Below are 11,436 nucleotides of genomic sequence, written 5' to 3'. Positions count from 1 at the left end.
CAGATGTGGAAGCCCGGTAACGGGTGAAGCTGACTGGTACTAATAGGCCGAGGGCTTGTCCTCAGTTGCTCGCGTCCACTGTGTTAGTTCTGAAGTAACGACCGTGTTTTTGCCCGGTTGGTCAACTTCATAGTGTTTCGGTGGTCATAGCGTTAGGGAAACGCCCGGTTACATTCCGAACCCGGAAGCTAAGCCTTTCAGCGCCGATGGTACTGCAGGGGGGACCCTGTGGGAGAGTAGGACGCCGCCGAACAATCATTGCGGAAGCCCCGCACCAGCCCTTTTCAGGGTTCGGTGCGGGGCTTTTCTGCGTTCCGGGCCAGGAAGCTCATGTGCCGCCGCCCCTGGCGGCGGCCGGCGAGGGAGCGGAGAAGTCGAAATCTCTACGTGTTCGTCCGTTCACCAGCCTCAGGTTGCCCTGGACCTGCGCTGACGGCTCGTAGGGTTGGGGTATGGGCTATGACCTCGTCATCTTCGACAACGACGGCGTGCTGGTGGACAGTGAGCCGCTCGCCAACAGCATCCTCGCCGGATATCTGACGGAGATCGGGCACCCGACCTCCTACGAGGAGTCGCTCCGCGACTACATGGGGTCCGCCATGCATCGGGTGCACGACCTCGTACGTGAGCGGACGGGGGCGCAGTTGCCGGCGGAGTTCGACGAGACCCTGTACACACGCACCTTCGCCGCCTTCGAGCGGGAGCTGAAACCCGTACCCGGCGTGGAAGACGTACTGGGGGCGCTGACCGCCAGCGGGGTGGGGTACTGCCTGGCCTCCTCCGGAAGTCACGAGCGGATCAGGGTCGGACACCGGGCGGCCGGGCTCGACGGGTGGTTCGAGGAGGAGTGGATCTTCAGCTCGGACGATGTGGGCCGGGGGAAGCCGGCCCCGGACCTTTTCCTGCACGCGGCCCGGCAGATGGGTGTGGAGCCCGCGCGGTGCGTCGTCGTGGAGGACAGCCCGCTCGGGGTGCAGGCGGCGCGGGCCGCGGGGATGGACGTCTTCGCGTTCACCGCGATGCTGCCCGCCGAGCGGCTCGGTGACGCCACCGGGTTCTTCGGGGACATGATGCAGCTGCCGGGGCTCCTGCAACTGCCCGTGTGATCGCTCTACCCACGGGTAGCCCCTGGGCCTACGCTGACGCGCCATGACGGATGATGTGCCGCTGCGCCGGGGGCGCGGCGCCCTCGGGCTGAGCTTCTTCGCGCAGGGTGTCGCCTTCGCCCTGCTCGTGACCCGTATCCCGGCCATCCAGGACCGGTACGGGATATCCGACGGCCTGCTGCCCGTCTTCCTCGCGGCGGTTCCGGTCCTCGCGGGTGTGTCGAGCGTCGCCACCGAGCACCTGGTGAAGCGGGTGGCGCCCAGTGTCGTACTGCGGTGGACGCAGCCGCTGGTCCTGCTCTCCCTGCTGGGGGTCGGGGCCGGCAGCCGGATGTGGCACGTGGCCCTGGCGCTCGGGGCGTTCGGGCTGGCGGTCGGGGCGCTGGACGCCTCGATGAACATGCTCGGGGTGAGCCTCCAGCAGGCGTACGGGCGCAGCATCATGCTGGGTTTCCACGCCGTGTACAGCCTCGGCGGGATCGTGGGGGCCTCCGCCGCGTGGGCCGGGGCGCACTGGCGCCTGGACCTGTTCGTGAGCTACCTGCCGGCCGTGGCGGTGCTGCTGCCGCTGACGTTGTTCGGGAGCCGCTCCTACGTGGACCGGCCGGGCCGGGACGGGGTGCCGGACGGGGCCGTCGGGAAGGGGCTGGGTCCCGGCGGGTTCGCTCTGCTGCTGCCGCTGTGCCTGGTGATGGCGTGCGCGTACATCGGGGACTCGACGGTCGCGAACTGGAGTGCCAAGTACCTCCAGGACGTGCTGGGGAGTTCCGAGCAGCTGGCGACCGTCCCCTACACCGTCTACATGGTGACCACCCTCGTCGGGCGGGCCGTCGGTGACCTGGGCGTGCGCCGGTTCGGGGCCGCGGCCGTGGTGCGGGGCGGGGCGGTGGTCGCCGCCTCCGGTTTCGCGGTGGTGGCGGCGGCGCCGGGGCCCTGGGTGGGGATGCTCGGGTTCACCCTGCTGGGGCTCGGGCTGTGCGTGATCGTGCCGCAGACCTTCGCGGCCGCCGGGAGGGCTTTCGCGGACCGGGGTCCGGGGGCGTCCGACGCGGCGATAGCCCGGCTGAACATCTTCAACTACGTGGGCTTCCTGATCGGGTCGCCGCTCGTCGGCGGGATCGGGGACGCCTGGAGCTACCGGGGGGCGATGCTCGTGCCGATGGTCCTCGTCCTGATCACCTTGTTCTACGCCCGCTCGTTCGGGCCGAAGCCGGCCCGATACGGTGTCGGGCATGAGCGGGCGCGGGCTGTTGATGTGGGACGAAGCGGTCACGGGGTATGACTTCGGGCCGAGCCATCCGATGGATCCGGTGCGCCTGGCGCTGACCATGGGGCTGGTGCGTGCCTTCGGGCTGGACCGGGCCATGGAGGTGCGGGCGGCCCGTGCGGCCGGTGATTCGACGCTGAAGCTCGTCCACCGGGACGACTACGTGGCCGCGGTGCGGGAGGTGTCCGCCGATCCGGGGGTTGCCGACGGTTCGTACGGGCTCGGCACCGTGGACGATCCGGCCTTCCCCGGGATGCACGAGGCCTCCGCGCTGATCGCCGGGCAGTCCGTGGCGGGCGCGGAGGCGATCTGGCGCGGGGAGGCCGAGCACGCGGTGAACTTCGCGGGCGGGCTGCACCACGCCATGCCGGGCGGCGCGGCCGGATTCTGCGTGTACAACGACGCGGCCCTCGCCGTCGCCCGGCTGCTGGAGCTGGGTGCGGAACGGGTCGCGTACGTGGACGTGGACGTCCATCACGGGGACGGCGTACAGGCGGCTTTCTGGGACGACCCCCGGGTGCTGACCGTGTCCCTGCACGAGCATCCGCGGACGTTGTTCCCGCAGACCGGCTGGCCGGAGGAGACGGGCGGGCCGGCGGCCGAGGGGTCGGCGGTGAACGTGGCGCTGCCCGCCGGGACCGGCGACGAGGGCTGGCTGCGGGCCTTCCACGCGACGGTGCCGGAGCTGTTGGCGGACTTCCGGCCCCAGGTGCTGGTGACCCAGCACGGGGCCGATACGCACTTCGAGGACCCGCTCGCCCACCTGGCGGTGTCCCTGGACGCCCAGCGGGCCGTACAGGAGGCCTGTCACCGGCTGGCGCACGCGTACGCGGACGGGCGGTGGCTGGCGCTGGGCGGAGGCGGCTACGCGGTCGTCGACGTCGTGCCGCGGTCGTGGACGCACCTGGTGGCGATCGCCGCGCACCGGCCCGTGGCCCCGGAGACGGCGGTACCGGCCTCCTGGCGGCACGAGGCGTACGCGCGGACGCGGCAGCTGGCGCCGGCCCGGATGACGGACGGGCGGACGCCGTCGTGGCGGGAGTGGGAGGCGGGCTACGACCCGGCGGACCGTACGGATCAGGCCGTCCTGGCGACGCGGCGGGCCGTGTTCCCGTTGCGGGGAATGCTGACCTGACGGGTCGTCGTTACGCCAACTGTGGGGCTGTTCCGGTGAATTGATGAACCGCCAGGTGGGGTCGGGCAGCATCGGAGGGTGTTGAGCACCGGCGCGCTGCGTGCGCATCTGCTGGCCGCCCGGTTGGCCGGGACCGTCGCCACCTCCCGGGAGGAGAGCCTGCGCAGTTACCGGCTGTTCGCGGCGGGGGATCCGCGGGTGCTGCTGGGGCTGGAACCGGAGCGGAGCTGGGACGAGGGCGATCTGCTGGGGCTGATGGCGCGCAAGTGCGGGGTCTCGGCGGACCCGGCGCACGTCAGCGGGCCGGACGTGATCGATCCGGAGCGGACGGTGGCCGCGCTGGACGCCTTCGCGGGGCGGCTGCGCGACGCGGCCGGGGCGCGGTCGCCGGTGCTGTTCGGGACGGGGCACCCGCATCGGCTCCTGGGCTTCTACGCCGCCTTGGCCGAGGCGTTGTCGGCGGCGGGATGTGTTGTGCTCACCCCGGCGCAGGGGGTGAGCCTCGACGTGGCGACCCGGTTCGGCGTACGCACGTACAGCATCGATTACGTACGGGGGGTCGCACTGGTGCGTGAGCCCGGCGCGCGGCGGCCCGGGAGTGCCCCCGGCGCACACACCCACTCGCCACTGCCGGTCCGGATGGCGCTGGCGGCGCTGGCACAGGCCGGCGGGCCACTGCCGGAGCTGGTGGTGGGGGACCACGGGTGGGTCTGCGGTGCAGGTCAGCTGGGTGTGGAGGCGATCGGCCTGGCGGACACGGACGATCCCGCGCCGTTCGTGGCGGAGGCCGAGGGGCTGGTGACCGTGACCGTTCCGCTGGATGACGCGGTGCGTGCGGACTACTACCGGCCGCTCACTCGCTATGTGCTCGATCGGGCCAGTCTGCCGGGCCGGCAGGAGTGGCTGTAGCTCCTCTTCCCCACTCGTATCACGCGCCCCTACTCTGGGAGTGAGCGTGCGACGACGAGGAGTAACCGGAGGGGAAGCCGGTGCCCGTCATGCGCGGAAGGTCAAGGTGTGTCATGGCTGCTGGCGAGAGGCCTCTCAACGAGGTCGTGTTCCTTACCGTGGCGGAGGTCGCCTCGGTGATGCGAGTGTCGAAGATGACCGTGTACCGACTGGTGCACAGTGGTCATCTGCCCGCGATCCGGGTGGGCCGGTCCTTCCGGGTGCCCGAGCAGGCGGTCCACGAGTACCTCCGAGAGTCCTATGTGGGGGTGGAGACGGCCTGAGACTGAGGCTCGGGAGGCCCTCGCGACGGTGTGGGAGCACTCGGATTACAAGCTCAGAGCTCGGGCGGGTAGGCTAGGCCGACGTAGGTCGTGTGGGCCCAGACGCCCCGCACCGAGTGAAGAGAAGTGAGCGAGGGTAGTCGTGGGCTCTGTTATCAAGAAGCGGCGCAAGCGGATGGCTAAGAAGAAGCACCGCAAGCTGCTCAAGCGCACCCGCGTCCAGCGCCGTAACAAGAAGTAAACGGTAGCTGTACGTGTTCTCCGCAGCCCCTCCACCAGCCTGGTGGAGGGGCTGCGGTGCAGCCGGGGGACTTCTTCGAGGGAGGCGCTGAGCTCGTGGGGAAGGTCGTGCTCGTCACCGGGGCGGCCCGGCAGCTGGGAGGGCGCTTCGTGCGCCGGATCCAGCGTGATCCCGATGTGGAGCGGGTGATCGCCGTCGATGCGGTGACGCCGCCGCACCGGCTCGGATCGGCCGAGTTCGTCCGTACGGACATCAGGCAGTCGTCGATCGCCCGCGTGCTGGCCGAGCACGCCGTGGACACGGTGGTCCATCTGGCGGTCACCGGCGGCAGTGCCGGCACAGGCGGTGCGCACAGCACCGTGAAGGAAACGAACGTCATCGGGACGATGCAGCTCCTCGGAGCCTGCCAGAAGTCGCCGACGATACGGCGGCTCGTGGTGAAGTCCAGTACCAGCGTGTACGGGGGCACCCCGCGGGACCCGGCCGTCTTCACCGAGAACACCGAACCCAAATCCCTGCCGGCGGGCGGCTTCGCCAAGGACGCCGCCGAGGTGGAGGGATACGTACGGGGCTTCGCCCGCAGGCGGCCGGACGTCGCGGTGTGCGTGCTGCGCTTCGCGAACATCCTGGGGCCCTTCGCCGACTCCGCGCTGGCCGAGTACTTCTCGATCCCCGTGCTGCCGACGGTGCTGGGCTACGACCCCCGGCTGCAGTTCGTGCACGAGGACGACGTGCTGGACGTACTGCGGCTGGCGGCCCAGGAGCCGCGGCGCGGGACCCTGAACAGCGGGACCTTCAACATCGCGGGCGACGGCGTCCTGCTGCTGTCGCAGTGCTCGCGGCGGCTGGGCCGGCCGACGCTGCCGTTGCTGCTGCCGGCACTGACCTGGGCCGGATCGGCGCTGCGCGCGGTCGGGGTCACCGACTTCTCGCCCGAGCAGATGAGGCTGCTGACGCACGGCCGGGTGGTGGAGACCACGCAGATGCGGGAAGTGCTCGGATTCGAGCCGATGTACACGACCGCCGAGACCTTCGCCGACTTCGCCCGGAGCCGGGGCCGGGGGCTGCTGCCGCCGGAGCGGATGGGGCGGGCGGTGGGGCGGCTGGCCGCCGTACTGAAGGTGGACGGCGTGGGCGCCGATGACGTGGACGTGGACGTGGTGGAAGGAGCGCAGCGATAGTGGCGGACGCCAAGGTCATTCCGTTCGACGAGGACCGGCCGCGTCGGCGGCCCACGGGGCGGCGGGTGCGGGTGGCCGGGCCGGTCGCACCGGTCGAGGAGGCCCCGCCCGCCGGGGCCGCCCCGCCGAAGCCGGACGGTGGTGCCGGCTGGGACCAGCGGATCGCGGGCGGACTGGCCTTCCTGCGGCGGCGGGTCACCGGGGAGTACGAGGTCGACGACTTCGGCTACGACAAGGAGCTGACGGACCAGGTCCTGATGTCCCTGCTGCGGCCGCTGTACGACAAGTACTTCCGGGTCGAGGTCAAGGGCATCGAGAACATCCCGAAGGAGGGTGGTGCGCTGATCGTGGCGAACCACTCGGGGACGCTGCCCCTGGACGGCCTGATGCTCCAGGTCGCCGTGCACGACCAGCACCCGGCGCAGCGGCACCTGCGGCTGCTGGCGGCGGACCTGGTGTTCATGCTGCCGGTGGTGAACGAGCTGGCGCGCAAGGCGGGTCACACCCTGGCGTGCGCGGAGGACGCGCAGCGGCTGCTGGAGGCCGGAGAGCTGGTCGGTGTGATGCCGGAGGGCTTCAAGGGGATAGGGAAGCCGTTCGGGGACCGGTACAAGCTCCAGCGGTTCGGCCGGGGCGGGTTCGTGTCGACGGCACTGAGGGCGGGTACGCCGATCGTGCCCTGCTCGATCGTGGGGGCGGAGGAGATCTACCCCATGATCGGCAACGCGAAGACGCTGGCGCGGCTGCTGGGGATCCCGTACTTCCCGATCACGCCGACGTTCCCGTGGCTGGGGCCCTTGGGGGCGCTGCCGCTGCCGACGAAGTGGACGATCCAGTTCGGCGAGCCGATCTCCACCGAGGGGTACGCCGCGGAGGCGGCGGAGGACCCGATGCTGATGTTCAACCTCACGGACCAGGTGCGCGAGCAGATCCAGCACACGCTGTACAAGCTGCTGGTGCAGCGGAGGTCGGTGTTTTTCTGAGGTGTCCGCCGGGGAGTCCGCTCGCGCGGGGCTCCCGGGCGAACGCCCCGGCGAGGCTGCTCGTGCAGCTTCGCCGGGGCGTTCACGTGCCGGCTACTCGGCGTCCTCCGCCTTGAGCCCCAGGCCCGGCAGGAGGCCCGGGAGCAGGGGCGGGAGGGTGATCTCCGGCCTGGGCTGGTCCGGGGTCACCGCGGGGGGCGGCGCGGACTGTCCCGCGGGCGGGTTGAGCAGGTCGCCCGTACCGCCCAGGAGGCCACCGGCGGGCGGCGGCGTGGTACTGCCCGAGGGGGACGGGGCGGTGCTGCCCGACGGGGTGCCCGGAGCCGGGGCGGAGGGTTGCTTGCCTCCGGGGGTGCCGGGCTTGGACGGGGTGGCGGGCGCGCTGGAACCGGAGCCGGAGCCCCGGGTCTGCTCCGGGGGCTTGGGCAACAGGGACTGGAGCGGCGCCACGTCATCGTCTATGGCCCGGAAGACCGACTCCACTTCGCCGCCCACGTCCGTGAGCTGCGCCGGGAGCCTGTCCCGGAGCTTGCCCCACGCATCGCGGTGGGACTGCGAGAACGAGGACAGGGTCTGGATCGGTCCGAGCGAGCCGTCCCGTTGGTAGGCCGCCTGGAGGAGCCGGTGCCCCTCCGACGCATCGTGCTTCATACGGGTCAGCGCGCGGCGGATCTCGCCCAGGGACTCGTGGTCCAGGACGCCGGTCCGGCCGCGTTCCATCAGCCTGCGGGCTTCGGACAGGCGGTTCGAGGCCTGGTCGAGGAAGAGCTCGCCCCGGTCCGAATCGTCGTCCGCGAGACCGAGCTTCAGGTCCTCCATGCCCCGCTTCACGGGGTAGAGGTGGTCACCGGGCAGGGCGTCGGAACTGGCAGCGGCCACTCCGCTGAAGGCCCCTGCGGCCACACCCACGGTGAGGCCTCCCGCTGCGATGCCCTTGGACCAGCGGGAGCGGGGCCGCATCTTCCGGAGCGGGGTCGCCCGGTGGACGCCGCGGCCGGTCCGCTGTTCGGGCACCAGAGGGTCCGAGGCGGCACCGCCCCCGGCCCTTTCCTCCAGCACCATGGCTTCCATGGCGGCAACGAGCTGGGCTCTTTGCACCACTTTGACGTCTGCGTCCAGTACCGGGCGCGGCATTTCGCCCAGTGCGCTCGCCAAGGCCAACAACCGGTCGTGGTCAGCAGGTTCGGCAGGTGCCTCAGACTGCTCGGCCGCCGGGTCCGGTTCCGAAGGATCGGATGGGATCCGATCCTCCAGGGCCTGGGCGAAGGCGTTCGCCCGCCGGTGCGGAGTCACGTTCGCGATCACTGGCGGCACCTCCTCTCGTCATGACGATCGACTCCCCAAGGTGTCCGGAAGGTTGCCTTCCTTGAGCACATCCACCCTTTCGGGTGAGCGGCTTCGGGCAGGGCTTGTCCACAGGGAGCCTGCATTCCGCACAACGAGCGTCGCGGCACTTGGGTTACGGACGAAGGATGATCGGACCACAGCGTCATCGAGGGGTCACCGAAATGTGAGGTCGTGTTGTCGGGTCGGAAGGGGTCAGCGGGCGTCGTCGGGGAGGAGGCGGGCCAGGGTGCGGACCGCCCGGTACTGGAGCGTCTTGATGGCGCCCTCGTTCTTTCCCATCACCCTGGCCGTCTCGGCGACCGAGAGGCCCTGCAGGAAGCGCAGGGTCACGCACTCCTGCTGCTGGGGGTTGAGCTTCCGTACGGCTTCCAGCAGGGCCGCGTTGGACAGGGACTCCAGGACGGAGTCCTCCGGGCTGCGCTCGACCTCGTTGGCGTCGAGCATCTCGCCGGTGGTGACCTCCAGCCGGAAGCGGCTGGACTTGAAGTGGTCCGCCACCAGGTTGCGGGCGATCGTCACCAGCCAGGCGCCGAAGTCGCGGCCCTGCCAGGTGAAGGTGGAGATGCGGCGCAGCGCGCGCAGGAAGGTCTCGCTGGTGAGATCCTCCGCCGTCGCCTTTCCGCCGACGCGGTAGTAGATGTAGCGGTAGACCGTGTCGCTGTACTGGTCGTAGAGCCGGCCGAAGGCGTCGGCCTCGCCGGCCTGGGCGCGTTCGACCAGGTCCATCATGCGGGCCTGGTCGCTGTCCGCCGTGGGGCGGCGGGGGGTGGTCTGTGTGCCCGCGGCGCCGGCGGTTCCACCCGTGCGGCCGCGTCTGCCCACCGTCGCCCCGCCGTCCGTCAGGGCATAGCAAGGGCCGGCCGGGCCGAGGCCGGCAGGTACCGCGGCGGCGAAGGCGGGGACGGCGTACGCGGTGGGGACGAAGCCGCGCAGGTGGTCGAGGACCGTTGCGCGCAGCGTAGCCAGGCCCGAGGCGTCAACCCCGACAGGTGGGTACACGGGACTCCCAGAGGCAGAGCTTCCATCACGTGCAGTGCGGAACCGTTCACCCGTCGTAGCGACAGATGGCCGGTGGCATGCGTTTGAGGAGAATAACGCTTCGTACAGGCAGCGCTACACCCAGTTGCTCAAATCACCGGTTCCGACACTTCTGTTGCGTGTCGAGGGCATATTCAGTCGCAGTTGGTGATCGGTTGGTGATCACTTGGGTGCGCGGATTGGACGCTTCCATGGGGCGCCGCGACCGAGTCGGGCATGCCGGAGTGCCGCGCGCCGAGCGCGGGTAGAGGTGAGCGAATGCCCTGGCCCCGGCAGCGTGCGGGCGGGGGAGGGGCAGGTCCGTGCGGGGCCTGAGGCCGCTACTTGCGGCGGCGGTTCAGGGCGATCGCTGCGGCTGCGCCGCCCGCGATCGCGCCGACCCCGGCAGCGGCCGGGACGCCGACCCGCACGGCCTTGCGGCCGGTCCGATAGTCGCGCAGCCGCCAGTCGTGGGTGCGGGCATGCTTGCGCAGTTTTGTGTCGGGATTGATCGCGTACGGATGTCCGACCAGGGACAGCATCGGGATGTCGTTGTGCGAATCGCTGTACGCCGCGCAGCGCGTGAGGTCGAGCCCCTCGGCGGCGGCCAGGGCGCGGACCGCCTCGGCCTTCGCGGGGCCGTGCAGGGGTTCGCCGACCAGGCGGCCGGTGTAGACCCCGTCGACGGATTCGGCGACGGTGCCCAGCGCCCCGGTCAGGCCGAGCCGGCGGGCGATGATCGTGGCCGTCTCCACGGGGGCGGCGGTGACCAGCCACACCTTCTGTCCGGCGTCGAGGTGGGCCTGCGCCAGGGCGCGGGTGCCGGGCCAGATCCGCTCGGCCATGTACTCGTCGTAGATCTCCTCGCCGATGGCCGTCAGTTCGCAGACCTTGTGGCCCTTGACGATGGACAGGGCGCTGTCGCGGGCGTCCTGCATGTGCTCGGGGTCCTCGACGCCGGCGAGGCGGAACCACGCCTGCTGCCAGGCGAAGCGGGCCAGCTCGCGGCGCTGGAAGAACTCGCGCTTGTAGAGGCCCCGGCCGAAGTGGAAGATCGCGGCGCCCTGCATGACGGTGTTGTCGAGGTCGAAGAAGGCGGCGGCGAGGTCGTCGCCGGCGACCGGGAACTCCGGCTCGGCCGGTGCTCCGGCTGCTTCCGCTTCCCGGGTCCCGGCGAGCGGTGGGGCTTCGGCCAGCGCGGTCTTGCGGGCGGCCTCGGCCGAGGCCTCGCCTGCCAGCACGCTCCGCGCGGTGGCGGAGCGCCTACGGGGGGTGAGCCATCCCAGAGCGGCCATGACGCGAGCATAGCCACTGTGTTCGGGAGTTCCCGAACCGATGGGATGCGGGGGCGTGAACTCTTCGGGGCGTGGCTGTTACGGCAGGGCGCGCGAGAATGAGGGCATGACTCCTCTGTTGCGCCGCAAGGAAAAGAAGCGCCCCGAAGAGCGGCTGGTGACGCTGATCGGGAAGCCGGGCTGCCATCTGTGCGACGACGCACAGGCCGTCGTCGAGGAGGTCTGCTCGCAGACCGGTGCGCGGTGGGAGAAGAAGGACATCTCGCAGGACGAGGAGCTGTACCGGCTGCACTGGGAGCAGATTCCGGTGGTGCTGGTCGACGGCGAGCAGCACACCTTCTGGAGGGTGAACCCGGACCGGCTGCGACGGGCATTGGAGGGCTGACCCCCGGCCCGGTTACCATCATGGGCGATTTATGGCGTCTCGGGGGCGTATCTGTGAGGAGTGTGTACGGTTTTGCCCCCTTCGGGATTTGAACGGGTTCGGCGTGCCGCTGGTTCCGCCGATATGTGCCGGACTTGCGTGACCCCGGTCACTTTGCTCGGACAAAGCGGACACAATCTTTGTGCACGCGTTCACAAAGGCATAGCCTGCTGTCGACGGGGCGGTCCTGGGACAAGTGGCCGCCTGC

At 70.6% G+C, this 11,436-nt stretch carries 12 protein-coding genes and 1 rRNA gene; 10 read left to right on the top strand and 3 right to left on the bottom strand.

Going from position 1 to position 11,436, the window contains the following annotated elements:
- Positions 1–136 precede the first annotated feature (136 nt).
- The 9 genes from rrf (at position 137) to ACFWUZ_RS06530 (ending at position 7,145) form a co-directional block, all read left to right on the top strand.
- Positions 137–253: ribosomal RNA gene (gene rrf, locus ACFWUZ_RS06570) — 5S ribosomal RNA — on the top strand.
- A 199-nt stretch (positions 254–452) separates the two neighbouring features.
- Entirely contained in the window at positions 453–1,106 is a 654-nt protein-coding gene (locus tag ACFWUZ_RS06565) for an HAD family hydrolase (protein WP_384368047.1), read from the top strand.
- Positions 1,107–1,149: 43 nt separating this feature from the next.
- Positions 1,150–2,388 carry an MFS transporter gene (locus ACFWUZ_RS06560; RefSeq protein WP_384368044.1) on the top strand — a complete coding sequence of 413 codons (1,239 nt, stop codon included), beginning with the start codon at positions 1,150–1,152 and terminating at the stop codon, positions 2,386–2,388.
- Positions 2,339–3,508, top strand: a complete 1,170-nt coding sequence (locus tag ACFWUZ_RS06555; protein WP_384368041.1) for an acetoin utilization protein AcuC — start codon at positions 2,339–2,341, stop codon at positions 3,506–3,508. Before ACFWUZ_RS06560 ends, ACFWUZ_RS06555 begins: the two co-directional genes overlap by 50 nt.
- Positions 3,509–3,586: 78 nt before the next feature.
- Positions 3,587–4,417, top strand: a complete 831-nt coding sequence (locus ACFWUZ_RS06550) for a phosphatase (RefSeq protein ID WP_384368038.1) — start codon at positions 3,587–3,589, stop codon at positions 4,415–4,417.
- 113 nt (positions 4,418–4,530) lie between these two features.
- Entirely contained in the window at positions 4,531–4,740 is a 210-nt protein-coding gene (locus ACFWUZ_RS06545) for a helix-turn-helix domain-containing protein (protein ID WP_031145511.1), read from the top strand.
- Between the two features lie 142 nt (positions 4,741–4,882).
- Positions 4,883–4,981: a 30S ribosomal protein bS22 gene (locus tag ACFWUZ_RS06540; RefSeq protein WP_003948845.1), complete on the top strand. Its 99-nt coding sequence runs from the start codon at positions 4,883–4,885 to the stop codon at positions 4,979–4,981.
- A gap of 95 nt (positions 4,982–5,076) precedes the next feature.
- Complete coding sequence (locus tag ACFWUZ_RS06535; RefSeq protein ID WP_384368035.1) at positions 5,077–6,162, top strand: NAD-dependent epimerase/dehydratase family protein; 1,086 nt, start codon at positions 5,077–5,079, stop codon at positions 6,160–6,162.
- Positions 6,162–7,145 (top strand): lysophospholipid acyltransferase family protein, encoded by a 984-nt coding sequence (locus tag ACFWUZ_RS06530; protein ID WP_384368032.1) that lies wholly within the window; start codon positions 6,162–6,164, stop codon positions 7,143–7,145. The genes ACFWUZ_RS06535 and ACFWUZ_RS06530 overlap by 1 nt, the downstream gene beginning before the upstream one ends.
- Positions 7,146–7,238: 93 nt before the next feature.
- On the opposite strand, the gene ACFWUZ_RS06525 is transcribed toward ACFWUZ_RS06530, so the two are convergent.
- The 3 genes from ACFWUZ_RS06525 to ACFWUZ_RS06515 all read right to left on the bottom strand — a co-directional run bounded on the left by ACFWUZ_RS06525 (position 7,239) and on the right by ACFWUZ_RS06515 (position 10,804).
- On the bottom strand, positions 7,239–8,450 hold the full coding sequence (locus tag ACFWUZ_RS06525) for a DUF5667 domain-containing protein (protein ID WP_384368029.1): 1,212 nt from the start codon (positions 8,448–8,450) through the stop codon (positions 7,239–7,241).
- 234 nt (positions 8,451–8,684) lie between these two features.
- A complete protein-coding gene (locus tag ACFWUZ_RS06520) occupies positions 8,685–9,491 on the bottom strand; it encodes an ECF subfamily RNA polymerase sigma factor, BldN family (RefSeq protein ID WP_384368026.1) in 807 nt (268 codons plus the stop codon).
- A 359-nt stretch (positions 9,492–9,850) separates the two neighbouring features.
- Positions 9,851–10,804 (bottom strand): HAD family hydrolase, encoded by a 954-nt coding sequence (locus tag ACFWUZ_RS06515; protein WP_384368023.1) that lies wholly within the window; start codon positions 10,802–10,804, stop codon positions 9,851–9,853.
- Between the two features lie 106 nt (positions 10,805–10,910).
- On the opposite strand from ACFWUZ_RS06515, the gene ACFWUZ_RS06510 reads away from it, so the two are divergent.
- Entirely contained in the window at positions 10,911–11,189 is a 279-nt protein-coding gene (locus tag ACFWUZ_RS06510) for a glutaredoxin family protein (RefSeq protein ID WP_384368020.1), read from the top strand.
- Positions 11,190–11,436 lie beyond the last annotated feature (247 nt).

The sequence above is a fragment of the Streptomyces sp. NPDC058646 genome (assembly GCF_042716875.1).
GTDB lineage: Bacteria > Actinomycetota > Actinomycetes > Streptomycetales > Streptomycetaceae > Streptomyces.
This window is presented reverse-complemented; position numbering and strand designations above follow the sequence as displayed.

What these genes read in the sequence shown, in the direction of transcription:
- ACFWUZ_RS06565 (WP_384368047.1), top strand. Translation starts at nt 453, where the DNA reads ATGGGCTATGACCTCGTCATCTTCGACAACGACGGCGTGCTGGTGGAC.
- ACFWUZ_RS06560 (WP_384368044.1), top strand. Translation starts at nt 1,150, where the DNA reads ATGACGGATGATGTGCCGCTGCGCCGGGGGCGCGGCGCCCTCGGGCTG.
- ACFWUZ_RS06555 (WP_384368041.1), top strand. Translation starts at nt 2,339, where the DNA reads ATGAGCGGGCGCGGGCTGTTGATGTGGGACGAAGCGGTCACGGGGTAT.
- ACFWUZ_RS06545 (WP_031145511.1), top strand. Translation starts at nt 4,531, where the DNA reads ATGGCTGCTGGCGAGAGGCCTCTCAACGAGGTCGTGTTCCTTACCGTG.
- ACFWUZ_RS06515 (WP_384368023.1), bottom strand. Translation starts at nt 10,804, where the DNA reads ATGGCCGCTCTGGGATGGCTCACCCCCCGTAGGCGCTCCGCCACCGCG.
- ACFWUZ_RS06510 (WP_384368020.1), top strand. Translation starts at nt 10,911, where the DNA reads ATGACTCCTCTGTTGCGCCGCAAGGAAAAGAAGCGCCCCGAAGAGCGG.